Below are 22,024 nucleotides of genomic sequence, written 5' to 3'. Positions count from 1 at the left end.
GTCCGGCACTGAAGCGATCTGTCGACCCTGTCCCGCTCGAAAACTCGGTTTCGTGCCGTGACCTGGGGTTTCGCTGCGAAATCGGTGGCGTGGCTGGGACCATCTCGGGGTGCTGTTTTCGCTGGTCTACCGTTTGCTCAGATGCCTGTTCGGCTTGCTGGTGATGCTGCTTCGGTCGGACTTGTCCAAGGAGGCCGAACTGCTGGCGCTGCGGCACGAGAACCAGGTGCTGCGCCGGCAGGTTCGCGGCCGGCCGCAACGGGATCACCTCGACCGGCTCTGGTTGGCGGCGTTGTCCCGGTTGGTGCACCGCCGCCGGTGGGCGGAGGTCTTCCCGGTCACCCCGGCCACGATCCTGCGCTGGCACCGCCGGCTGGTCGCCCGGAAGTGGGCGTACACCGATCGTCGCCGGCCGGGACGGCCGCCTACCGGCGTTTCGATCAGGACCCTGATTGTTGGGATGGCGCGGGAGAACCTGACCTGGGGACACCGGCGAATCCAGGGTGAACTGGCCCGGCTTGGGTACACGATCGCCGCGTCCACCGTCTGGGAGATCCTGCACGCCGCCGGCATCGATCCCGCACCCCGTAGAGCAGGTCCAACGTGGCGTCAGTTCCTCACCGCCCAGGCTCACGCGACCATCGCCTGTGACTTCCTGGTGGTGGAGACGGTTCTGCTCAAACGGTTGTACGTGCTGGTGTTCATCGAGCACGGAACCCGCAGACTCCACCTGGGCGGTGTGACGGCGCACCCGACCGGGGCGTGGGCGGTGCAGCAGGCCCGCAACTTGGCCATGGACCTGGGCGACCGCATCGACACGCTGCGGTTCCTGATTCACGACCGCGATCCGCTCTTCACGACCGCGTTCGGTGAGGCCTTCAAGGCTGAAGGATTGCAGATCATCACGACCCTGCCGCGGGCGCCGCGGATGAACGCCATCTGCGAGCGCGTCATCGGAACGCTCCGCCGCGAGCTCTTGGACCGGATCCTGATCCTCGGCGAACGACACCTGGCTCTGGTGCTCGGTGAGTACCTGATCCACTACAACCGTCACAGGCCGCACCAGTCCCGGCAGCAGCGCCCGCCCGACATCGAAGCGCAACCGATCCGGGATGCTCCCGAACCCATCGACCTACGCCGCATCCGTCGAAAACGCGTTGTCACGGGCTTGATCAGCGAGTATCGCCACGCCGCATAGCCGCAGGTCAGACCACATGACCCAATAATCGAGCGCCACACCCTCGGCGGCTGAGTTTTTGGCCCGGGGAAGCGGAATTTTCCTGATTATTGCAGTCGGCCGGCATCCTGCCCCCGCTGGGCGGTAGGGCGTAGTCGTGGGGAGCCTGCCGATGTATCCGCCGATGTTGGCCGTGTTGGGGGAACTGCCGACCATGGAAGGGTGGGTGGCCGAGCTGAAGTGGGACGGAGTCCGCGCTGTCGCCTACATCCGCGACGGACGGTTACGGCTGATGTCGCGCAACGACAAGGACATCACCGTCGCCTGGCCCGAACTCGCGCCGCTCGCTGCCGCTGTCGACGTGCCGGTGGTGCTGGACGGGGAGATCGTGGCGTTCGGACCGGACGGCAGGCCGTCGTTCAAGGCGCTCGGCCCACGTATGCACCTGCGTCGGCCACACCGCATCCAGGCCCTGGCCCAGTCCGACCCGGTTTCCTATGTGATCTTCGATGTGCTGCACCGCGGCGACGAGTCGCAGATCGCCCTGCCCTACGCCGAGAGGCGCAGGGTTCTTCACGCACTCGGACTGCAGGGACCGCGCTGGTTGACGACCACTTCCCATGACGACGTCGCGGACGTCTTCGCCGAGTCGTCCCGTCTCGGCATGGAGGGCGTGGTCTCCAAGCGCGTCGACTCCCCCTACCGGCCGGGGAAACGGCATCGGGACTGGACCAAGACGAAGAACCTCCGGACCCAGGAAGTGGTCGTCGTCGGCTGGAAGCCGGGGGAGGGCCGCCGCGCCGACCGGATCGGCGCGCTCCTGCTGGCCGTCAACGACGAGCGGGGACGGCTGAGATATGCCGGTCATGTCGGTACCGGCTTCACCGAGGCGATCCTGGACGATCTCGCCGAGCGTCTCGCGCCGTTGCGGCAGGACGACCCGCCGGTTCCCGACGTGCCCCCTCAGCATGCGCGGGACGCCCGCTGGGTGCGACCGGAGCTGGTCGGTGAGGTCGCCTTCACCGAGTGGACCGGTGATGGCCGGCTGCGGCACCCGAGTTGGCGTGGCGTCCGCACGGACAAGGAACCGGGTGAAGTCCACTGCGAATAGGCCGGCGCGCCCGGCCGGTCACTCCGGGTTCTCGTAGCGGACGTTCAGTTCCTCGTTCGCGACCGTGATGTGGATGGTCGCGCCGTTCCGGACGTCCCCTGCGATGAGTGCGCGGCCGATGCGGGTCTCGACCTCGCGGGCGATGAAGCGGCGGAGCGGGCGGGCGCCGTACACCGGGTCGAAGCCCTGCTCGGCGATCAGCCGCCGGGCGTCCTCGTCGATCGCCAGGTGCATCTGCCGGTCGGCCAGCCGGGCGCGAAGGTCGTTGAACATCAGGTCGACGACCTGCTCGATCTGCGGCAGCGTGAGCGGCTTGAACAGGATGATGTCGTCGACCCGGTTGAGGAACTCGGGACGGAAGTGGCGGCGCAACTCGCCCATCACCCGGTCGCGGGAGTCCGGCTCGATGTCGCCCTCCGAGGTGACGCCCTGCAGCAGATGCTCCGATCCGATGTTGGACGTCATGATGATGACGGTGTTGCGGAAGTCGACGGTGCGGCCTTGCGCGTCGGTCAGGCGGCCGTCGTCGAGCACCTGAAGCAGCGTGTTGAAGACGTCGCCGTGCGCCTTCTCGATCTCGTCGAACAGCACGACCGAGTAGGGCTTGCGCCGGACGGTCTCGGTGAGCTGGCCGCCTTCCTCGTATCCCACGTAGCCGGGGGGTGCGCCGACCAGCCGGCTGACGGTGTGACGCTCCTGGTATTCGCTCATGTCGATGCGGACCATGTTCTCCTCGGTGTCGAACAGGGCCGCGGCGAGGGTGCGGGCCAGCTCGGTCTTGCCGACGCCGGTGGGGCCGAGGAAGACGAACGAGCCGATGGGGCGGCGCGGGTCCTTTATGCCCGAGCGGGCGCGGATGATGGCGTCGGACACCAGCTGGACGGCCTCGTCCTGCCCGACCACTCGCTCGTGTAGAACCTTGTCGAGCTTGAGCAGCTTGTCCCGCTCGCCCTCCTGCAGACGGCTCACCGGGATGCCCGTCCAGCGGGACACGATCGCCGCGATCTCCTCTTCGGTCACGACCTCGCGCAGCAGCCGGCCGCCGTTCTGCTTGTCGGTCAGCCGCTCCTCCTCGGCGCGCAGCCGCCGCTCCAGCTCCGGCAGCCGGCCGTGCCGCAGCTCCGCGGCACGGTTGAGGTCGTAGTCGCGCTCGGCCCGATCGGCCTCCTGCCCGAGCTGTTCGATCTCCTGACGCAGTGCCTGCACCTTGCGGAGCGCCTGGCGCTCGGCCTCCCACTGGGCGCGCATGGAGCCGGCCTCGGCGTGCAGCTCGGCCAGTTCCTTCCGGAGTTTCTCCAGGCGGGCCTTGCTCGCCGCGTCCTCCTCCTTGGACAGCGCGGCCTCCTCGATCTCCAGGCGCATGACGCGGCGGGTGAGCTCGTCCAGTGGCGCGGGCATGGAGTCGATCTCGGTGCGCAGCATGGCGCACGCCTCGTCGACCAGGTCGATGGCCTTGTCCGGCAGGAACCGGTCGGAGATGTAGCGGTGGCTGAGGGTCACGGCGGCGACAAGGGCGGCGTCCTGGATCCTCACGCCGTGGAAGACCTCAAGGCGTTCGCGCAGGCCGCGCAGGATAGAGACGGTGTCATCCACGGTGGGCTCGTCGACCAGGACGGGCTGGAAGCGCCGCTCCAGGGCGGCGTCCTTCTCGATGTGCTTGCGGTACTCCTCCACTGTCGTGGCGCCGATCATGTGAAGTTCGCCGCGGGCGAGCATCGGCTTGAGCATGTTGCCGGCGTCCATGGCCCCTTCGGTGGCACCCGCGCCGACGACGTTGTGGAGCTCGTCGACGAACAGCAGGATCCGGCCCTCGGCCGCCTTGACCTCGTTGAGCACGGCGGTGAGGCGTTCCTCGAACTCGCCTCGGTACTTGGCGCCCGCGACGAGCGAGCCCATGTCCAGATTGAAGATCGTTTTGTCGCGGAGGCCCTCGGGGACGTCGCCGTCGGTGATGCGCCGGGCGAGCCCCTCGACGATTGCGGTCTTGCCGACGCCCGGGTCGCCGATCAGCACCGGGTTGTTCTTGGACTTGCGGGACAGGATCTGGACGACACGGCGGATCTCGGTGTCCCGGCCGATAACGGGGTCGAGTTTGCCTGCCGCGGCGTCGGCCACCAGGTCCCGGCCGTACTTCTCCAGCGCCTCGTAGGCGACCTCGGGCATGGCGGACGTCACCCGCTGGTGGCCGCGGATCCGGGTGAGGGCCTCCAGGAAAGAGCCCCTGGTGACGCCGTGACGGTGCAGCAGCCGGCCCGCCGCCGTCGCCGAACCCTCCTCCAGCAGCGCGATGACCAGGTGCTCCACGGAGACATAGTCGTCCTTCAGTCGTTCGGCCTCCTGCTGGGCGGTGTCGAGCAGGCGGGAGAGCCGCTGAGTCACCAGCACCTTGCCGGGCTCGGTCCCCGGACCGCTCACACTCGGGCGGCGGCCCAGCTCGGCCTCCAGCGCCTCCCGCAACCGTGCCGGATCGGCCTTCGCCTCGGTGAGCAGCCGCGGGACCAGTCCGCCGGCCTGGTCGAGCAGGGCGAGCAGCAGGTGCTCGCCGTCCACTTCGACGTGCCCGAAGCGCAGGGCCTTAGTCTGGGCGTCGTGCAGGGCCTCCTGGGATTTCTGGGTCAGGCGGTTGGGGTCCACGTTCGGCCTCCGGTGTGGTGTTGGATGCGTAGTTCCCGCTCGAGTTCGGCGATGCGGTCGAGCAGTTCGACCACGAGTCCCAGCGCGGCGTAGTTGAGGCAGAGCCCCGTCCGCAGGCGTTCGAGGCGTGCGTACGCGGCGACTTGCGCGGGCGGGAACCAGAGCCGGCCGGACGGGTCGCGTTCGGGGTCGAGCAGCCCGAGACGCACCAGCCGGCGTGCCAGCTCGGGATGGATTCCGGCGGCATCGGCGAAGGCGTCGAGGTCCATCCGCCGGGGATGGGTCGGGATGATGGCGTAGACCGTGCCGGGCAGCAGATGTTCCATCACGATCTCCTCGGGTCGAACGGCGACGCTGAGGCGAGCTCCTCGAGCAGCCGGCGTTCCATTTCGGACGGCTCGGGCGGCACCACGATCCGGACCTCGGCGAACAGGTCACCCGGGGCACCGCGGGGGTTGGGCAGCCCGCGGCCGCGCAGCCGGAGCCGCCGCCCGCTGGAGGTGCCGGGGGGGACCTTCACCTTGGCCTCGCCGCCGGGCGTCTGCAGCCCCACCGTCGTGCCGAGGGCGGCCTCCCACGGAGCGAGCGGAAGGTCGGTGTACACGTCGCGACCTTGGACGCGGTAGCGGTGATGTGGGGCGATCCGCACCATCAGGTAAAGGTCTCCAGCGGTGTCACCGCCCCCGCCCTGCCCGGCCAACCGGATGCGCTGGCCGTCGGTCACACCGGCGGGAACGGTGACGTCGAGGTTCCGCGGGCCCTCTGGACGCTCGAGGGTGATGGTGCGTCTGGTCCCCCGGTACGCCTCCTCGACGCTGACCTCGATCTCGGCCTCCTGGTCGGCGCCGCGCGACGGCGACCAGGCGGACCAGCGGCCGCCCCGCCGGCGGCCACCGAAGATCCCGCCGAACAACTCCTCCACGTCGATGTCCTCCCCGAACCCGCCGGTGTAGACGCCGCCCGTGGTGGCGTAGGGACCGGCGCGGCCGGCGCCGGCGGCGGCACCCGCACGGGAGCGCGCCCACGTGTCCGGGTCGACGTCCTCCGGAACCTGCCGGAAGTCGGGCCCGAAGACGTCATAGCGGCGGCGCTGTTCCGGATCGGACAGGATGGCGTAGGCCTCGGAGACGTCCTTGAACTTCTCCTCGGCTCCGGGGTCCTTGTTGATGTCGGGGTGATGGGCACGGGCGAGCTTGCGGTAGGCGCGCTGGATCTCGTCCTGGTCGGCGTCCCGGGACACCCCGAGCACCTCGTACGGATCTTGGACGGCCATCAGTCACCGGCCTTGGCCGACACCGACACCAGCGCCGGGCGCAACTGGTTCTCGTCGTCGCCGTAGCCCGGCTGGTGGACCTCGACCACTGTGCCGGGCGGAACGTCGGGGTCGGTGCGCACGGCGACCGCTGAGTGCCGGGCCGGGTCGAACGGGACCCCCAGGTCATCGCGGCGCGGGTAACCGAGATCGCGCAATGTCGCCACGGCCCGGTCCCGGACGCTGCGAACGCCCTCGAGGACGCTCGCCGGGTCGGACTCGGCGTGCTGGAGGGCGCGTTCGAGGTCGTCGAGAACCGGCAGCCACGCCGCGGTGACCTCCGCCCGCTGGGCACGGCGCTGCGTCTCCAGTTCGCGCGTCATGCGCTTGCGCAGGTTGTCGAGGTCGGCGAGCGCGCGCCGCCACAGGTCCTCGAGTTCCTCGACCCGCGCCCTGAGCCGTTCGACCTCGCCCGAATCCCGTCCGGCCGCCTCGGCGGCCCGTTCCTGCTCGGGCTGCTCGGCGTGCGCGGGCTGCTCGAGCGGCCGGTCCCGGCCGGCCGGCTGCCCGGTCTGCTCAGTCCGTCGTGAATTCGGCGTCGATGACATCCTCGTCCGAGCCTTCCGTCGTGGCCCCAGCGGGACGCTCGCCCGCGCCCGCTCCGGTGGTCGTCCCCAAGCCGTGCAGGATCTGCTGGAGTTCGGAGGTGAGCGTGCGCAGCCGGTCCAGCGGCGCCTCCTCCTTGATGGCCTGCCGGGCGTCCTCGATCAGCCCCTCGGCCCGCGCCTTCTCATGCACGGGCACCGTGTCAGCGAGTTCGCCGAGCCGGTGTTCGACCTGGTAGATGGCCGAGTCCAGCTCGTTGCGCGCGTCGACCTGCGCGCGCAGCCGGGCGTCCTCCTGCCGGTTCTGCTCCGCATCGGCGATCATGCGCTCGACCTCGCTCTCGTCGAGGTTCGAGCTCTGGCTGATCGTGATGCGCTGCTCGGCGCCGGTGTCCTTATCGCGTGCGGAGACATTGAGGATGCCGTTGGCGTCGATGTCGAACGTCACCTCGATCTGCGGCTGGCCGCGCGGCGCGGGGCGGATGTTCTCCAGCCGGAAGCGCCCGAGCACCCGGTTGTCGGCGGCCCGTTCCCGTTCACCCTGCAGGACCACGACGTCGACCGCGTTCTGGTTGTCCTCGGCGGTGCTGAACGTCTCGGTGCGGCGGGCGGGGATGGTCGTGTTGCGCTCGATGATCTTGGTCATCACCCCGCCCATGGTCTCCACACCGAGCGACAGGGGTGTGACGTCGAGCAGCAGGACGTCCTTGACCTCGCCCTTGAGGACGCCGGCCTGGGTCGCCGCGCCGAGCGCCACGACCTCGTCGGGGTTGACCGACATGTTGGGGTCCTTGCCGCCGGTCAGCCGGCGGACGAGGCTCTGCACGGCAGGGATCCGGGTGGACCCGCCGACCATGATGACCTCGTCGATGTCGTCGGCGGTGACCTTGGCATCGCTCATCGCCCGCTCCACCGGGCCGACGCAGCGCTCGATCAGATCCGCGGTGATCTGCTCGAACGTGGAGCGCATCAGCGAGGTGTTGAGGTGTTTCGGGCCACTGGCGTCCGCCGTGATGAACGGAAGGCTGATCTGTGTCTGGGTCACCGTGGACAGCTCGACCTTGGCCTTCTCGGCGGCCTCGAACAGCCGCTGCAGGGCCTGGGGGTCCGCCCGGAGGTCGATCCCGTTCTCCCGCTGGAACTCATCGGCGAGGTGGTCGACGATCCGGCGGTCGAAGTCGTCGCCGCCGAGATGGCCGTCACCGGAGGTGGCGCGGACCTCCACCACGTCGTCGCCGATGTTCAGCAGGCTGACGTCGAACGTGCCGCCGCCCAGGTCGAACACCAGTACGGTCTCGTTGGCCTTCTTGTCGAGGCCGTAGGCCAGTGCCGCCGCTGTGGGCTCGTTGATGATGCGCAGGACTTCGAGCCCGGCGATCTTCCCTGCGTCGCTCGTGGCGGTCCGCTGGGCGTCGTTGAAGTAGGCGGGCACGGTGATGACCGCCTCGGTGACCTTCTCGCCGAGCGACTTTCCGGCGTCGTCCGCCAGCTTGCGCAGTACCTGGGCCGAGATCTCCTCCGGCGCGTACTGCTTGCCGCGCACGTCGAAGCGCGCAGTCCCGTCGTGCCCTGCGACCACGTCGAAGGAGACCGCGTCCTTCTCGGTCTCGATCTCTTCGTAGCGTCGTCCGATGAAGCGCTTCGCCGAGGTGATGGTGCCCTTCGGGTTCAGGATCGCCTGCCGCCGGGCCAGCTGCCCGACCAGCCTCTCCCCCTGTTCGGTGAAGGCCACCACGGACGGGGTCGTCCGTGCTCCTTCCGCGTTGGGGATGACCCGGGGCTCACCGCCTTCGGTCACCGCGATGACCGAGTTGGTGGTGCCGAGGTCTATGCCGACTGCTCTGGCCATCAGCTTCCCTCCGATGGTTCTCACCGGGCATCCCGGTGATGGCGTGCACTGCTGCCGGAGATGGAAATGCCTTCGTGACCGACGCTGCGTCATCAGGAGATCCGGCGCATCCACCGACCGTGTAGGTCTGTGCTCGCGCCCACCGCGGCGCGTCCGTGAACTCGCCGTGAACGGAAGGGCACCCCGGCAGGCGGGCTCGCGGGGTCAAGCACCTGACTGGCCCGGGCGCACGGCCTTGTCGCGCGGATCTGGTCCTACAAGATCTGACGATGTAACGCCCGCTCCGAGCGGGAAGGCTGTATGCAACTTCCTTCTCCTCCTTTCGGGAGACGACAGGCGAGGTAACTGGCATGGCCGTGATAGGAATCAGCAGGTTCGAGCGCTTCTTCAGGGCGGCCGCGGGGCTGGATGTCGATAAGAACGATCTGCGGCGCTACCACGAGTTCCTTGACGCAAAGCTGTACGATCTGCTTCTCATCGGACAGGCCACGGCGAAGGCGGACGGGCGTGACGTCATCGAGCCGTTCGACCTGCCGATCACGAAGGGCCTGCAGGAGAGCATCCACCGGTTCCGTCGGCTGGACGCGGAAATCGAGGTCGAGCCGATCCTGGAGCTGACGGCCAGGCGCCCGCCGCTGGATCTCGCGGTCCGCGATGTCACCGATGAGAGGCTCCCGGAGATCGCGGGCGGCCTCTCCTACGCGCTGTCGCAGGCCTTCCGGATCATGTTCCCGGACCGGCGCAATCCGCAGACCACGCAGTGGCAGGGGGTCCAGCGGATCTTCGATCTGCTCTTGTGACCCGGCCGCCGACCCGCCTTTGCCGGATCTTGGTCTCTGATGGGGCAAGAAGAGGACAGCGGCGTTGATGGTCATGCATCGTTCCTGCGGGTTGCGGGCACGGTCCCTGCATGGACGGGAGGCCCCCGACGGGGGCCGCGACCTTCGGTCGCCGACGGGAACGAGCGAGCGTCGACGAGCTGCTGACGCGCGTCGACGGGCCGAGGATCATGCTCGTCGAAGGGGAGCCGGGCATCGGGCGGACCCACCTGCTTGAGGAGGCCGCACGGACGGCCGCCGACGGAGGCTTCGCGGTGGTCGTGGACACCGCGCCCGAACTGCGTCGGCCCGCGACCCTGGAGTTGTTACTGTCGGCGCTCGACGAGCCCGGCACGGACCCGCCGCCGATCGGCGAACAGGACCGGCCGGCCGAATGGTTGTGGGCCGCGCTGGAGCGGCGGGCCCAGACCACCCCGCTGCTGGTCGTGCTGGACGATCTCGAATTGGCCGAGCCGGCCATGATCCTCACGCTGCGGACGCTGCCGATCCGGCTGGCGTCGTCTCCCGTGTGCTGGATCCTCGCACGCCGCACCGGCTCCGGTGGCGCCGAACTCGATCGGCTGTTCCTCCGGTTGCAGACTGCCGGGGCGGACCTGGTCCGGCTCCGCCCGCTGTCGGACGAGGCCGTCTTCGACCTGGTCACCGCCGCCTTAGGGGCGCGCCCTGATCCCGACCTGCTCGTGCTCGCGGACCAGGCGGGCGGCAACCCGCTCCTGCTTCTTGAGCTGATGAACGGACTGCGCGACGAGGGCGGGGTGGCGATCTCCCACGGCCACGCCCGGCTCGTGACCTCCAGGCTGCCGGAGCGGGTCCGCATCGCCGTCCAGGACAGGCTGGACGATCTGGATCCGGCAGCCCGGCGACTCCTCGAGGTCGCGGCGATGCTCGGGCCCGCGTTCCACCCACTGGTCGCCGCCGACCTGCTGGGCATCACCCCCGCAGAACTACTGCCGTCACTGGAGGCGATACTGGCGACCGGGTTACTGACCGCGCATGAACACGCTCTGACGTTCCGGCACGACGTGGTGCGCGAATCGATGATCACGAATCTTCCCGGTCCCGTCCGGCAGGCGCTGCATGTACAGATCGGCAGGACGCTGCTGGAGCACGGCGGCCGGGTGAAGGCCGCGGCGGCCCACCTCATGGCGGGGGCGGTCCCGGGCGTCCCGGAGGTCCTCGAGAGCCTGGACCGGGCGAGCGCGGAGATGCTCGACACCCACCCTGCGATCGCCGCCGATCTGACCCACCGGGCGCTCGACCTCACCGAGTTCGCCGACCCGCAGTGGTTCGCGCGCACGATGACGGCGATGCGCACGCTCGTCGCCGCCGGTGACCTGATGGGAGCCGCGGCACTCGCGGAGGGCGCGCTCGACCACTGCGCCTCCGGCCCGTCCACCGCCGAACTGCTGACCGCGCTGTCCTTCGTCCTGGTGCCGATGGGCCAGGCCGTCAGGGCGTCGGACACGGCCAGGGCCGTGCTGGACATGCCGGATTTGCCGGGCGAAATGCGCGACCGCGCCGAACTCGCCCTCCTGCAGGCCGAGGTCGGGCTGCCCGCGAGCGCGGGCGTACTGGACCGGGCCAGAGCGATCGTCAAGCCGGGTGACCCGCAAGGCCGGGGCCTGGTGACCGGGGCGCTCATCCTCCTTGCGCTGAACGGCTGGGACAAGGGCGAGCTGAACGGCGCGCTCGACCTCGCGCGGACCGGTGCGCGGCAGGCGTCCAACGACGGCGTGCAGGAGTGCCGACTCAACCCGGGCCTCGTCCTGGCCGCGTTGCTGGTGGACGTCAGGCTCATGAACGAGGCACGGCGGACGATGGGGCTGGGGGCCGGTGGGGCCGACGGGATCGGCCGGGACGGCTGGGCGGCCGGACCGGCGATCGTGCGATCACGCATCGATCTCGCGGAGGGTCGTCCAGGAGAGGCGATCCGCCAGGCGAGGGCGGCTTTGGAGGCGGCCGAAGCGGTCGGCGCGGACCTCCTGGGCGCCTCCGCCCGGTCCGCGCTGTCCGTCGCGGCGCTGCGCTCTGGCGATCTCGAGACGGCCACCGAGCACGCCCTCGGCGAAGAAGACGCGGCCGGGCCGACAGCCCCTCCCTTCGACCGGACCCGAAGCGAGCTGACCCGGGCACAGGTCACCGAAGCGCGCGAGGGGCCGCAGGCCGCGATGAACGGGTTGAGTCGGCTCCTCGACGGCCTGACGGAGCACAACCAGGCGCTGATCTGCGATCCGACCGCGGCGGCCTGGCTGGTCCGAACGGCGGTCGCGGCGGGTGAGACCGGACGGGCCGAGAAGGTCGTCACGGCGGCCGACCGGCTCGCCGACATGAACCCGAGGCTGCCCAGCCTGGCCGCCGGCGCCGGGCACGCCCGCGGGCTGCTGCACGGCGATCCGGATCTCCTGCGACACGCCGCCGCGGAGCACGCCGACAGCTGGGCATCCGCCTCCGCCTACGAGGACCTCGGCATGCTGCTGGGCGGGGGAGGCACCGCACGCGACCGGACGATCCAGTATTTCGACCAGGCTCTCTCCTGCTACGCGGCGGCCGGCGCCGAGCGCGATGCCGCCCGGATCCGGGGGCGTCTGCGGGGGATGGGGGAACGCCGGCGGCACTGGAACCGCCGCGACCGGCCCGAGTCCGGCTGGGACAGCCTCACCGGGACCGAGCGGCGGATCTCCGGGCTCGTCGCCCGGGGGCTCACCAACCAGCGCATCGCCGATCAGCTGTTCGTCAGTGTCCACACCATCGCGTTCCACCTGCGGCAGGTCTTCCGAAAACTCGACGTCCGTTCGCGCGTCGAGCTTGCGCGGCAGGTCCTCGAACATTCCGATGACCTTCCCGACGCGCATTCCAGGGAGAGTTCCGACGACACGGAGGCCGAGTCGCCCCCTGCCCACCGACGCCCTAGACAGGAATGAGCGGGCGCAGGTCCCGGGAAATGCTGGACTTGATGTCCTCCCATTCACCTTCTGTGACGTAGTGCCGCAGCGCCTGCAGGACGGTGGACACCAGCTGCTCCATGCCAGCGTCGACCTCGTGCGGGAAGCCGCGCCGGACATGTTGGAGGAACTCCTCCTTGTCCATCTTCACCGGTACTCGGCTGGGGTCCCAGCCCTCGTAGTACATGCCGCGGACCAGCAAGGGAAGCTGGGCGGAAAGATGCGCGCATTCGTCCACGGTCAGCCGGTCGCGCAAAGCGTGCAGGACGGCGCGCAGCGCATCGTAGGACCAGTTCCGTTGCTCCTTTGACCACCCGTGGGCATGCTCGATCTCCTTCAGCACGCGGTTCGTCTTGTCGATGGTCTTGTCGAAGGTCGAGAATCCCGTAGCGCTCATACGAGCCTGCCTTCCGGATGATGGGACCTTTCGTCCCAGAGCGTGGTGCGGGGCCGGGTGAGAACGCGTCACCCGGTGAGGGTGATGCCGGAACCGGGTCCGTTTCACCCGGTATGGGCGACGTCCGCTCACCCCCTCACTCAGACGCTGGCCGATGACAGGACCCGCTTTCGAGGGGGTAATGGAATGACGAATGCTGGCGAATTGGGCACGGTTCAGACCCAGATTCCCGCTCGGCTGGATCGCCTGGCCTGGACGCGGTTCCACTGGAGGATCGTGATCGGCCTCGGCACCGTCTGGATCCTGGACGGGCTGGAGGTCACGATCGTGGGTTCGATCGCCGCCCGGATGACCGAGCCGGGCAGCGGCATCGACATCTCCAGCGGTGACATCGGCACGGCCGCAGCCTTCTACGTTGCCGGCGCATGCCTCGGCGCGCTTCTCTTCGGCCAGCTCACCGACCGCTTCGGACGCAAGAAACTGTTCATGATCACACTGGGGTTGTACGTGGCGGCGACCGTGGCGACCGCGTTCGCGACCGAGGCGTGGTACCTGTTCCTGTTCCGCTTCCTCACCGGGGCCGGCATCGGCGGTGAGTACGCGGCCATCAACTCGGCCATCGACGAGCTGATCCCCGCCCGCAACCGCGGCCGGGTGGACCTCGCCATCAACGGCAGTTACTGGCTGGGCGCGGCCATCGGAAGCCTTGGCAGCGTGCTGCTCCTCAACGATGCCCTGCTGTCGGCGGATCTCGGCTGGCGGCTGGCCTTCGCCATCGGCGGCGTCCTAGGCCTGGCGATCATGGTGGTGCGCCGGAACGTCCCGGAGAGCCCTCGCTGGCTGTTCATCCATGGCCATGCCGAGGAGGCGGAACGGATCGTCGACCGGATCGAGCGGGAGGTCCAGGCCGAGACGCGGGAGCCGCTGCCCCCTCCGGCGCAGAGCATCACCGTGCGGCAGCGCAGGCAGATCAGCTTCCGCGAGATCGCCCGCGTGACCGCCAAGCGCTATCCCAACCGCACCGTGCTCGGGCTGTCGCTGTTCGTCGGGCAGGCGTTCATGTACAACGCCGTCACGTTCGACCTGGGCACGATCCTCAGCGACTTCTTCGACGTCGCGTCCGGCACGGTGCCCTACTTCCTGGCCGCGTTCGCGCTCGGGAACCTGATGGGGCCGCTCCTGCTCGGACGCCTCTTCGACACCGTCGGCCGCAAGCCGATGATCGCCGGCACCTACTTCGGCTCCGCGGCGCTGATCGCGGCGACCGCCGCCCTGCTCATGGCCGACCAGCTGACCTCGACGACGTTCATCATCCTGGTCGCGCTGAGCTTCTTCGTCGCGTCGGCCGGGGCCAGCTCCGCCTACCTGACGGTCAGCGAGATCTTCCCGATGGAGACCCGCGCCCTCGCCATCGCCCTGTTCTTCGCGGTCGGCACCGCGGTCGGCGGGATCACCGGCCCGGCGCTCTTCGGCCAGTTCATCGGCAGCGGCCAGCTGAACCTTGTCGCCCTCGGGTTCTTCATCGGGTGCGGGGCGATGATGCTGGGCGGGTTCGCCGAGCTGATCTTCGGCGTCCGCGCCGAACAGCAGTCGCTGGAGAACATCGCCCGCCCGCTGACCGCGGAGGAGGCCGAGGCCACCACGCCGCAGGAGCAGGAGAGCCTCCGGCGGGCCGAACTGAAGCGGGAACTGCCGGCCGAGGACAGGCGCCTTGCCGCCGAACGCGATAGCCGCGCCCGGGAGCGTGCCGCGCGGCGCCGCAAGCGGGAGATGGCGACGCCGCAGCGCTTCCGTCCCGGGCCTGGTGGCTCGCAGACCTACTCGCCGGGAATGATGGGAACCGCGGGCACGCCGAGCCGGGCGACGGCGGTCTCCGAGCGCGAACTCGACCGTGAGATCGATGATCTCGTCCACGCGACCGGGGCGGGCCCGGTGGAGCGGCGAGACCTGGCGAAGCGGGTCAGCGCCCGAGGCTGGGGCCCCGGCCGGTTCAGGCAGGCGCTGGGCGAGGCGATCAAGGAGGGACGCCTACGGCGGCTGACGCGCAGCAGGTACGGCCCCGGAGACTCCAGGAGGGACGAGGAGTGACGCTCGCCTGCCGCCTTCTCGGCCATCGTCCGCGGTTCACCAGTGAGGGGAGCACTCTGGTGTGGATCTGCGACCGAGAATGCGGGGCCAGAGGGTCCAAGGAGTACGAGACCGCCGCGGACGCCGCCCGTTACGCCCGTGCCTTCGACCGGGAGGATCGCGAGGATCTGGGCAGGCGGGCCCCGCTGATCGGGCTCTTCCCGCTCCGCCTGTTCCGAGCCTTCCGGAACCGCAGCGGTCAAGGGAGCGGCCGCGGCGGCGGTCAGAGAAGCTGAGCCTCCCGGGCCTTGCGCACCGCCTCCCGGCGCCGGGAGGCGGTGAGCTTCCGGTAGATGTGGCGCAGGTGCGTCTTCACGGTGTTGACCGAGACGTGCAGTTCGGCGGCGATCTCCTCGGTCGTCAGGACGCTCTGGAGATACCGCAGCACCGTCAGCTCACGCTCGGTCAGCGGCGCGACGGGGCCGTCGATCCGCTCGGCGGCGCACTCGACGATGTCCATGACGAACGGCCAGTATGCCGTCCCGGAGTCCAGGTGGGCGCTCAGCAGCCGCCGCGCGGCCGGGCCCTCGCGGATGAACACACCCCGGAAACGCTCCTGATCGGCGAGTTGCAGGGTCTTCTCCAGGGCCGTGGACGCGTGCCGGTCCTGGCCGAGACGGTCGGCGGCCAGCGCTTCGAGGACGCCCGCCTCCAGGCTGACCCCCAGTTCCGTGTTCGGCGCCCCGGCGGCCGTCTGCATCGCCGCGTCCAGATCACCGTTTCTCAGCTGTGTGCGCGCGAGCGCGACCGCCAGCGGCGCCGAGCCGCCCGACGCCCCGGCCTGGTCGGCCAGTAGCCTTGCGGCCGTGCCGGTGTCCCCGAAGTTCGTCCGCAGCGCCGCCTCGGCGGCGGTGAACCGGTGGGCGATGTATCTCGGCACCGCCCAGCCGGTGAGCTGGTGGCGGGACTCGCGCAACACCTCGTCCGCTCCGGCGTGGGATTCGCCCGCCTGGAGCAACCACAGCCGGACGATGCTGATCAGTGCTGCGAGCAGCTGGTCGCCGGTGCTGTCCGTGAGATCCAGATATCGTGCCGCCTCGTCCCTCTCTCCCCACTCGTGGTGCGTGATCGCCAGCGCCAGATGGGCGTAGCCGCAAGCCGTGGGCGTCGTCGCGAAGCCGAGCGAATCCTGAGCGGTCTGTCCCGCGAGATGGAGTTCGCCGAGCAGCGCACGGGTCACGGCGAGCCTGCCGAGGCACGCGGCCCGGACCCGTTCCAGGCCCGCCCGCTCGGCCGCGGCCAGCCCGTCGTCCAGCGCCCGTTCCGCCGCGCGCAGATCGCCGGTGGCCAGTTGGGCCGTGCCGAGTGCGGAAAGGGCGACGGAGCGGGCGCGTTCGCCATCTTCCCGGTGCGCGAGGAGCCGTGACGCCTGGGAGAACGTGGCAGCGACGTCGCCCACCGCCACCGACCGGGCCAGGCGGATCGCCGTGACCCTGTCGTCGTCCGCCTCGTTGGTGCGGTCGCCGGCTAGCCGCAGATAACGGTCGGTTCCTCGCTGATCACCGAGAATCTGCTGGTTCAGTGCGCAGGCCAGCGCAAGGTCCGGGTTGGCGCGAAGGGCCCCTTCTGGTGGCGCGGGGTCGGACGCGCAGAGCGGCCGGTCCGGACCCGACACCACGAGATCGGGCCAGTGGTCGGCCAGCAGATCCGTGGCCATCCGCCAGTCCAAGGACAGGAGGGCGTGGTGCAGCGCGTCCGGGGGCGAGCCTCGCGCGGCGTACCAGGCGGCCGCGCGCCGATGCAGGTCGGGAACTCGCCGCGGTTCCCGCCTGGCCAGCTCACCGCGAAGGAACTCACCGAGAAGATGGTGGTAGCGATACGAGGAGCGCCGGTCGCCGACCGGGTCGAGGAAGGCGCCCGCGTTCCACAGCTCGGCCAGGATCCGTTCACCGTCCGACCGGCCGGTCAGGGCGTTCGCCAGGCTGCCGTTGATCCGCTCCAGCACAGAGCCGCACAGCAGGATCTCCAGATGCCCGCCGTCGAGTCCGTCCAGCACTTCCGAGGTGAAATAGCCCGCGATGGTCTCGTGGTCGCCGGTCAGCCCGTCGACGAAGCGCAGCGGATCATGATGTCCTTGCATGGACAGCCCCGCCAGCCGCAGGCCCGCCGGCCAGCCCTCTGTGCGCCGGAGCAGGATGCGCGTGTACCGGTCAGGCAGTTCCAGGCCCAGCGCGGCCAGCAGTTCGACGGTCTCCGCCATGGTGAAGGACAGCTCCGCGGCCTCCAGCACGGTGACCGCCCCGGCGAGCCGCAGGCGCGCCAGTGGAGGTCCCGGACCACCGCGCGTCACGATGACCACCCGTAGTGCCTGCCCGGCGTGCTGAACCAGATACTCCAGCCCCTTCAGGACCCGCGGGTCCCGTATTCGATGGAAATCGTCGAGGACGATGCACACGGGTTCGCACAGATCGGCCAGTACGGCCGCCAGCCGGGTCAGGAACACTTCATGGCGCATTTCGTCCGGCGACGGCAGGGCATGCCCCCCGAAACCCCCCGTGGAGATCAGTACGGCCCGCAGATAGGACCAGAACCGGGGGTCGTCCCCGTCTTCGATGCCGAGCCAGCCGACCCGGAGGTCCGTCGCCCTCGTCCACCAGCTCAGCAGCACGGATTTCCCCCAGCCGGGCGGAGCGTTCACCAGCGTCATCGGGTGTTGCCGCCCGGTGTCGAGGACGCGGCCGAGGCGTGGCCGCTCCACCAGCCCTGGTGGAGGGGCGGGCGGCTCCAGCTTCGAACCCAGCAGTGGTACCTCGGTCACTCCCATACCCTGCGTGTGCCGCCATGCGCCTCGTATCCTCAGTCTGGGTAGCAGCCGTCGCTGAGCTCGATGCGACCCGGCGGTGATCGCCGGAGGATCAGTCCCGCTTGCACATTTCACTACCTGCGGGTTCGGCTGGACGGGGCCCCCGCGGGAAGGCCGCGATCATGGGTTCGGAATCCCTGTTCATCGTCGGCCTGGCCGCGACGGCCGTGCTGCTGCTCTCCCGGGCCCTGTCCGCGCGCCTAGGGATACCCGAAGCGATCCTTCTCGTCGTGCTCGGCGCCGCGGCCGCGTTCCTGCCCGGCATGCCCGAGATCGAACTGCCACCGGAAGTGGTGCTGCTGGGCTTCCTGCCCCCGCTCGTCTACTACGCCGCGTTCTTCAGCGCCCCGCGCGAGGCGAAGGCGGACGCAGTACCGATCACGGCGCTCGCGATCGGCCTGACGACAGTGACCACCTTCGCCGTCGCCCTGGTCCTGCGCTGGGTCCTGCCCGACCTGGGCTGGGCGGCGGCCGTCGCCCTCGGTGCCGCCGTGGCCCCCACCGACCCCGTCGCCGCGATCTCGATCATGAAGCGGCTGAACGCGCCCGGCCGGATCGCGACCATCGTCGAAGGGGAGAACCTCATCAACGACGCCGTCGCGCTCACCGCCTTCGTGCTGGCCGTCGAGGCGCTGACGACGCCCTTCACCGTCGGCCACGGCATCGCGCGGTTGGCCGAGGTGGTCGCCGGCGGCGTGGCGTACGGCCTGGCGGTGGGTTTCATCGCCTCCCGCCTGCGCCGCCGGATCCGCGATCCCGGAAGCCAGATCATCGTGTCCCTGCTCACGCCGTACCTCGCGTTCGTCCCGGCCGACGAGCTCGGCTTCTCCGGGGTGCTCGCCACCGTCTGCGCGGGCTTCTACCTCGGCACCCGCGGAGAGGGCATGCTCCAGCCGGCGTCCCGGCTGCCCGGGCATCTGTTCTGGCAGGTGCTGGTCTTCCTCCTGGAGTCGGCGCTGTTCGTGCTGCTCGGCCTTGAGATTCGCGTCATCGTGCGCGAGCTGACCGGCTCGGCATGGTCGCCGGCGATCCTCGGCGCGGCCGCGGTCACGGCCGTCATCGTGGCCCTGCGGCTGGCCTGGACGCAGTTCGTCTTCCCGCTCTCCCGGTACCTGCCCGGCCGGCACATCGCCTTCGACCATCTGCCCTGGCGCGACCGGCTCGCCATCGGCTGGAGCGGCATGCGAGGCGCGGTCTCACTGGCGATCGTGCTGTCCCTGCCGGCGTCGGCGCCGGGCCTGCCGCCGGAACGGCGCGGCGAGCGGCTCTTCGTGACCGGCGCAGTCGTGTTCATCACGCTGCTCGGCTGTGCGACCACGCTGCCCGGCCTGCTGAGACGGCTCGGCCTGGCCCAGGCCGACCGAATCGAGATCGAGTACCAGGAGGCGCGGAAGGCAGTGGTGGAAGCCGCCCTGGCACGGCTCGACGAGCTCATCGAGAACGGCGAGGTCGACGATCGCACCGGCAGGACCTTCCGCCACCTGTACGAGGATCTCCTGGACCAGATTCGCACCGAATTCGACGAGGACCTCGACGAGGAGGTCACCGACTCCCTCGGCCTCCGCCGCGAACTGGTGCGGACACAGCGCGAGAAGCTTCGCCGGCTCTACACCAAAGACAAGATCAGCGCGGAGGTCCTGCGGGCCGTGGACCGGTGGCTCGATCTCGAGGACCCCGACATCCGGGAAGTCGGCTGACCGGGCGCCCCGTCTAGACCTGTCAACTCTGAGGATGTGCCGGACCGGCCGGACGGGCAACGTCCCATTCAGAGAACGTCCCCAACGAGAGGATCAACCATGGCACTGCCCAGTATCCGCCGCCCGGGAGACACGATGCTGACCCCGAGGCCGCGGGCGTTCGACCCCCTCTACGAGCAGATGGAACAGCTGGTCAACGCGGCCTTCGCCGGTACCGCGACCGAGATGCCCTGGGCGCCCGCGGCGGACGTGAGCGAGACCGACGACGCCTACGTGATCGAGGCCGAACTTCCCGGCCTGAAGAAGGACGAGCTCGACGTATCGCTGCACGACCGGGAGCTGACCATCACAGGGGAGGTCAAGGAGCGGGAGAGCCGTGGGCTGCGGCATCGCAAGCAGCGGCGCACCGGCCGGTTCGAGTACCGCGTGTACCTGCCCGGTGACATCGACGCCGAGCGGGTCGACGCGAACCTGGGCGACGGCGTGCTCACCGTGACGGTCCCCAAGGCCACGACCGAGAAGGACCGCCACATCGAGGTCAGGGACTAACCCTCACAGGCACTTCGCCCACACCCGCGGGAGGGGCCGATGATCATCCGTTGCGAGCACTGCGGCAAGAAGAACCGTGTGCCGGCCGCCGCCGACGGCGGTCCAGTCTGCGGCAACTGTCACCGGCCGCTCCCATGGATCGCTGAAGCCGGAGACGAAGACTTCGCCGAGGTCGCCGAGCGCTCCTCAGTCCCGGTCATCGTCGACCTGTGGGCGACTTGGTGCGCCCCGTGCCGCACGGTCAGCCCGGTACTGGAACGCGTCGCCCACGAGATGGCCGGGCGGCTGAAGCTCGTGAAGATCGACATCGACCGGGCGCCGAAGATTCAGGAGCGGTTCGCCGTGCGTGCGGTTCCCACGCTGCTGCTGATGCGTGACGGGAAGGTGATCGACCAGAGAGCGGGCGCCGTACCTGCCGGTCCACTCCGAACGTGGGTGGAGGAAGTCCTTGGAAGAGACACCTGATCTGTACGGCGCCTACCCCCGACTCGACCGGGAGCAAATCGGGCTGGTCGCGGCATATGGGGAGCGACGTCCGACCCGCCGTGGCGACGTCCTTTTCTCCGAAGGGGATCGTTCTTACGACTTCTTCCTGATCCTGGCCGGGACGGTGGCGATGCTCGACAACGGCGAAGTCCTCCGGGTGCACGGTCCGGGACGCTTCCTCGGCGAGCTGGGCCTGCTGACCGGTCAGCCCACGTTCCTCACCGCCCGCGTCGAGGAGCCCGGCGACGTGATCGCGGTGCCGCCGCGACGGCTGAGCGAGCTGGCCGGCCGGGAACCCTGGTTCGGCGACCTCGTCCTGCGCGCGTTCCTCATCCGCCGCTCCCTGCTCATCGAGCAAGGCGCCGGGCTGCGGATCATCGGCTCGCGGTTCTCTCCCCGTTGCCGGCGCCTACGCGACTTCGCCGCGCGCAACCGGCTGCCGCACCGATGGATCGACGTCGAGGACGACGAGGACGCCGAATCGCTGCTCACGGAGCTCGGCGTCCCGGCCTCGGAGACACCCGTCGTGATCCTGAACGGTGAGCGGGTGCTGCGCAATCCGGGGGACGACGAACTCCCACGGCTCCTCGGGCTGCCACCACCGGCACCGGCCTCCTCGGCGCACGACATGCTCGTCATCGGCGCGGGCCCGGCCGGGCTGGCCGCGGCCGTGTACGGCTCCTCGGAGGGCCTGGACACGATGGTCGTCGATGCCATCGCCACCGGAGGACAGGCCGGCACATCATCCAAGATCGAGAACTACCTCGGTTTCCCCACCGGCATTTCGGGTGCGGAGCTGACCGATCGGGCGGTCATCCAGGCCGGGAAATTCGGGGCCAGGCTCCACGTGCCCGGCGACGCCACGGGCCTGCGGGTGGGCAATGGCCGCTACACCGTCGACCTCGCCGGAGGCGGCGAGCTGTCCGGACGCACTGTCGTCATCGCGACCGGTGCCCGCTATCGCCGGTTGGACGTCCCGCACCTGGACGACTTCGACGGCGCCGGAGTGTACTTCGCGGCGACCCAGGTTGAGGCGCTGCAGTGCCGGCACGTGCCTGTGGCCATCGTCGGCGGCGGCAACTCGGCTGGTCAGGCGGCCGTGTTCCTGGCCCGGCACGCCACCCGCGTGTCACTCTTCGTCCGGGGCACGGAGCTCGGCGAGAACATGTCGCGCTACCTCGTCGACCGGATCGAGCACTGCCCCGAGATCGAGGTGTTCCTGCACACCGAGATCCGTGAAGTGCACGGTCACGATCTCCTGGAGGAAGTCGTCACGGAGAACAACCGGACCGGTGAAATCCGCCGCTTCAAGGTGCGCGCATTATTCGTCTTCATCGGAGCCGACCCCTGCGTCGCCTGGTTGTCCGGCACGGTCGACCTCGATGACAAGGGATATGTGCGCACCGGCGGCCCGCAGGCCCTACCGCTGGAGACCAGCCTCCCTGGCGTGCTGGCCGCCGGCGACGTGCGGAGCGGCTCGATCAAGCGCGTCGCCTCTGCTGTGGGAGAGGGGGCGATGGCCGTCCGCCTGGCGTTCGAGCGCCTGAACCGATGAC

The 22,024-nt window shown here is 69.8% G+C and carries 16 protein-coding genes; 9 read left to right on the top strand and 7 right to left on the bottom strand.

Going from position 1 to position 22,024, the window contains the following annotated elements:
- Positions 1 to 109: 109 nt before the first annotated feature.
- Positions 110 to 1,198, top strand: a complete 1,089-nt coding sequence (locus ACQPXG_RS34645) for an integrase core domain-containing protein (RefSeq protein WP_433463348.1) — start codon at positions 110 to 112, stop codon at positions 1,196 to 1,198.
- Positions 1,199 to 1,349: 151 nt separating this feature from the next.
- A complete protein-coding gene (ligD, locus tag ACQPXG_RS34640; protein WP_433463347.1) occupies positions 1,350 to 2,288 on the top strand; it encodes a non-homologous end-joining DNA ligase in 939 nt (312 codons plus the stop codon).
- Between the two features lie 18 nt (positions 2,289 to 2,306).
- On the opposite strand, the gene clpB is transcribed toward ligD, so the two are convergent.
- Genes clpB through dnaK form a run of 5 tightly spaced genes read right to left on the bottom strand, consistent with a single transcriptional unit; the run spans position 2,307 to position 8,628 of the window.
- Entirely contained in the window at positions 2,307 to 4,922 is a 2,616-nt protein-coding gene (clpB, locus tag ACQPXG_RS34635) for an ATP-dependent chaperone ClpB (protein WP_433463346.1), read from the bottom strand.
- A complete protein-coding gene (locus ACQPXG_RS34630) occupies positions 4,904 to 5,248 on the bottom strand; it encodes a chaperone modulator CbpM (RefSeq protein ID WP_433463345.1) in 345 nt (114 codons plus the stop codon). Before ACQPXG_RS34630 ends, clpB begins: the two co-directional genes overlap by 19 nt.
- Complete coding sequence (locus ACQPXG_RS34625; protein ID WP_433463344.1) at positions 5,248 to 6,195, bottom strand: DnaJ C-terminal domain-containing protein; 948 nt, start codon at positions 6,193 to 6,195, stop codon at positions 5,248 to 5,250. Before ACQPXG_RS34625 ends, ACQPXG_RS34630 begins: the two co-directional genes overlap by 1 nt.
- Positions 6,195 to 6,782: a nucleotide exchange factor GrpE gene (locus ACQPXG_RS34620; protein ID WP_433463343.1), complete on the bottom strand. Its 588-nt coding sequence runs from the start codon at positions 6,780 to 6,782 to the stop codon at positions 6,195 to 6,197. Before ACQPXG_RS34620 ends, ACQPXG_RS34625 begins: the two co-directional genes overlap by 1 nt.
- The gene (dnaK, locus tag ACQPXG_RS34615) at positions 6,751 to 8,628 is read right to left on the bottom strand and encodes a molecular chaperone DnaK (protein WP_433470103.1); all 1,878 of its coding nucleotides are present in this window, start codon (positions 8,626 to 8,628) and stop codon (positions 6,751 to 6,753) included. Before dnaK ends, ACQPXG_RS34620 begins: the two co-directional genes overlap by 32 nt.
- Positions 8,629 to 8,978: 350 nt before the next feature.
- Between dnaK and ACQPXG_RS34610 the strand changes: the two genes are divergently transcribed.
- Both ACQPXG_RS34610 and ACQPXG_RS34605 read left to right on the top strand, forming a co-directional pair.
- Positions 8,979 to 9,428: a DUF1931 family protein gene (locus ACQPXG_RS34610; protein WP_433463342.1), complete on the top strand. Its 450-nt coding sequence runs from the start codon at positions 8,979 to 8,981 to the stop codon at positions 9,426 to 9,428.
- Positions 9,429 to 9,538: 110 nt separating this feature from the next.
- The gene (locus ACQPXG_RS34605; RefSeq protein ID WP_433463341.1) at positions 9,539 to 12,388 is read left to right on the top strand and encodes a LuxR C-terminal-related transcriptional regulator; all 2,850 of its coding nucleotides are present in this window, start codon (positions 9,539 to 9,541) and stop codon (positions 12,386 to 12,388) included.
- Here the strand turns inward: ACQPXG_RS34605 and ACQPXG_RS34600 are convergent.
- Entirely contained in the window at positions 12,375 to 12,806 is a 432-nt protein-coding gene (locus tag ACQPXG_RS34600) for a DUF2267 domain-containing protein (RefSeq protein WP_433463340.1), read from the bottom strand. The genes ACQPXG_RS34605 and ACQPXG_RS34600 overlap by 14 nt on opposite strands.
- Before the next feature lie 204 nt (positions 12,807 to 13,010).
- Here ACQPXG_RS34600 and ACQPXG_RS34595 point away from each other — a divergent pair, with 204 nt between their 5' ends.
- Positions 13,011 to 14,894: an MFS transporter gene (locus tag ACQPXG_RS34595; protein WP_433463339.1), complete on the top strand. Its 1,884-nt coding sequence runs from the start codon at positions 13,011 to 13,013 to the stop codon at positions 14,892 to 14,894.
- 262 nt (positions 14,895 to 15,156) lie between these two features.
- Here ACQPXG_RS34595 and ACQPXG_RS34590 read toward each other — a convergent pair whose 3' ends face one another.
- Positions 15,157 to 17,691, bottom strand: a complete 2,535-nt coding sequence (locus ACQPXG_RS34590; RefSeq protein WP_433463338.1) for a LuxR C-terminal-related transcriptional regulator — start codon at positions 17,689 to 17,691, stop codon at positions 15,157 to 15,159.
- 167 nt (positions 17,692 to 17,858) lie between these two features.
- Between ACQPXG_RS34590 and ACQPXG_RS34585 the strand changes: the two genes are divergently transcribed.
- From ACQPXG_RS34585 to ACQPXG_RS34570, 4 genes are all read left to right on the top strand, one after another.
- Complete coding sequence (locus tag ACQPXG_RS34585) at positions 17,859 to 19,433, top strand: Na+/H+ antiporter (protein WP_433463337.1); 1,575 nt, start codon at positions 17,859 to 17,861, stop codon at positions 19,431 to 19,433.
- 99 nt (positions 19,434 to 19,532) lie between these two features.
- Positions 19,533 to 19,982, top strand: coding sequence for an Hsp20/alpha crystallin family protein (locus tag ACQPXG_RS34580; RefSeq protein WP_433463336.1), 450 nt, complete (start codon positions 19,533 to 19,535; stop codon positions 19,980 to 19,982).
- A gap of 39 nt (positions 19,983 to 20,021) precedes the next feature.
- Positions 20,022 to 20,447 (top strand): thioredoxin, encoded by a 426-nt coding sequence (gene trxA / locus ACQPXG_RS34575; protein ID WP_433463335.1) that lies wholly within the window; start codon positions 20,022 to 20,024, stop codon positions 20,445 to 20,447.
- Positions 20,431 to 22,023 (top strand): FAD-dependent oxidoreductase, encoded by a 1,593-nt coding sequence (locus tag ACQPXG_RS34570; protein ID WP_433463334.1) that lies wholly within the window; start codon positions 20,431 to 20,433, stop codon positions 22,021 to 22,023. Before trxA ends, ACQPXG_RS34570 begins: the two co-directional genes overlap by 17 nt.
- Position 22,024 lies beyond the last annotated feature (1 nt).

The organism is Spirillospora sp. CA-128828 (assembly GCF_050945415.1).
In the GTDB taxonomy this organism is placed as follows: domain Bacteria; phylum Actinomycetota; class Actinomycetes; order Streptosporangiales; family Streptosporangiaceae; genus Spirillospora.
Note: the sequence above shows the minus strand (reverse complement) of the source record. Positions and strands in the feature narration are given on the sequence as shown.

Excerpts from the sequence above, each read along its gene's own strand:
- ligD (WP_433463347.1), top strand. The coding sequence starts at position 1,350 with ATGTATCCGCCGATGTTGGCCGTGTTGGGGGAACTGCCGACCATGGAA.
- ACQPXG_RS34630 (WP_433463345.1), bottom strand. The coding sequence starts at position 5,248 with ATGGAACATCTGCTGCCCGGCACGGTCTACGCCATCATCCCGACCCAT.
- ACQPXG_RS34625 (WP_433463344.1), bottom strand. The coding sequence starts at position 6,195 with ATGGCCGTCCAAGATCCGTACGAGGTGCTCGGGGTGTCCCGGGACGCC.
- ACQPXG_RS34620 (WP_433463343.1), bottom strand. The coding sequence starts at position 6,782 with ATGTCATCGACGCCGAATTCACGACGGACTGAGCAGACCGGGCAGCCG.
- dnaK (WP_433470103.1), bottom strand. The coding sequence starts at position 8,628 with ATGGCCAGAGCAGTCGGCATAGACCTCGGCACCACCAACTCGGTCATC.
- ACQPXG_RS34610 (WP_433463342.1), top strand. The coding sequence starts at position 8,979 with ATGGCCGTGATAGGAATCAGCAGGTTCGAGCGCTTCTTCAGGGCGGCC.
- ACQPXG_RS34605 (WP_433463341.1), top strand. The coding sequence starts at position 9,539 with ATGGACGGGAGGCCCCCGACGGGGGCCGCGACCTTCGGTCGCCGACGG.
- ACQPXG_RS34600 (WP_433463340.1), bottom strand. The coding sequence starts at position 12,806 with ATGAGCGCTACGGGATTCTCGACCTTCGACAAGACCATCGACAAGACG.
- ACQPXG_RS34585 (WP_433463337.1), top strand. The coding sequence starts at position 17,859 with ATGGGTTCGGAATCCCTGTTCATCGTCGGCCTGGCCGCGACGGCCGTG.
- ACQPXG_RS34580 (WP_433463336.1), top strand. The coding sequence starts at position 19,533 with ATGGCACTGCCCAGTATCCGCCGCCCGGGAGACACGATGCTGACCCCG.
- trxA (WP_433463335.1), top strand. The coding sequence starts at position 20,022 with ATGATCATCCGTTGCGAGCACTGCGGCAAGAAGAACCGTGTGCCGGCC.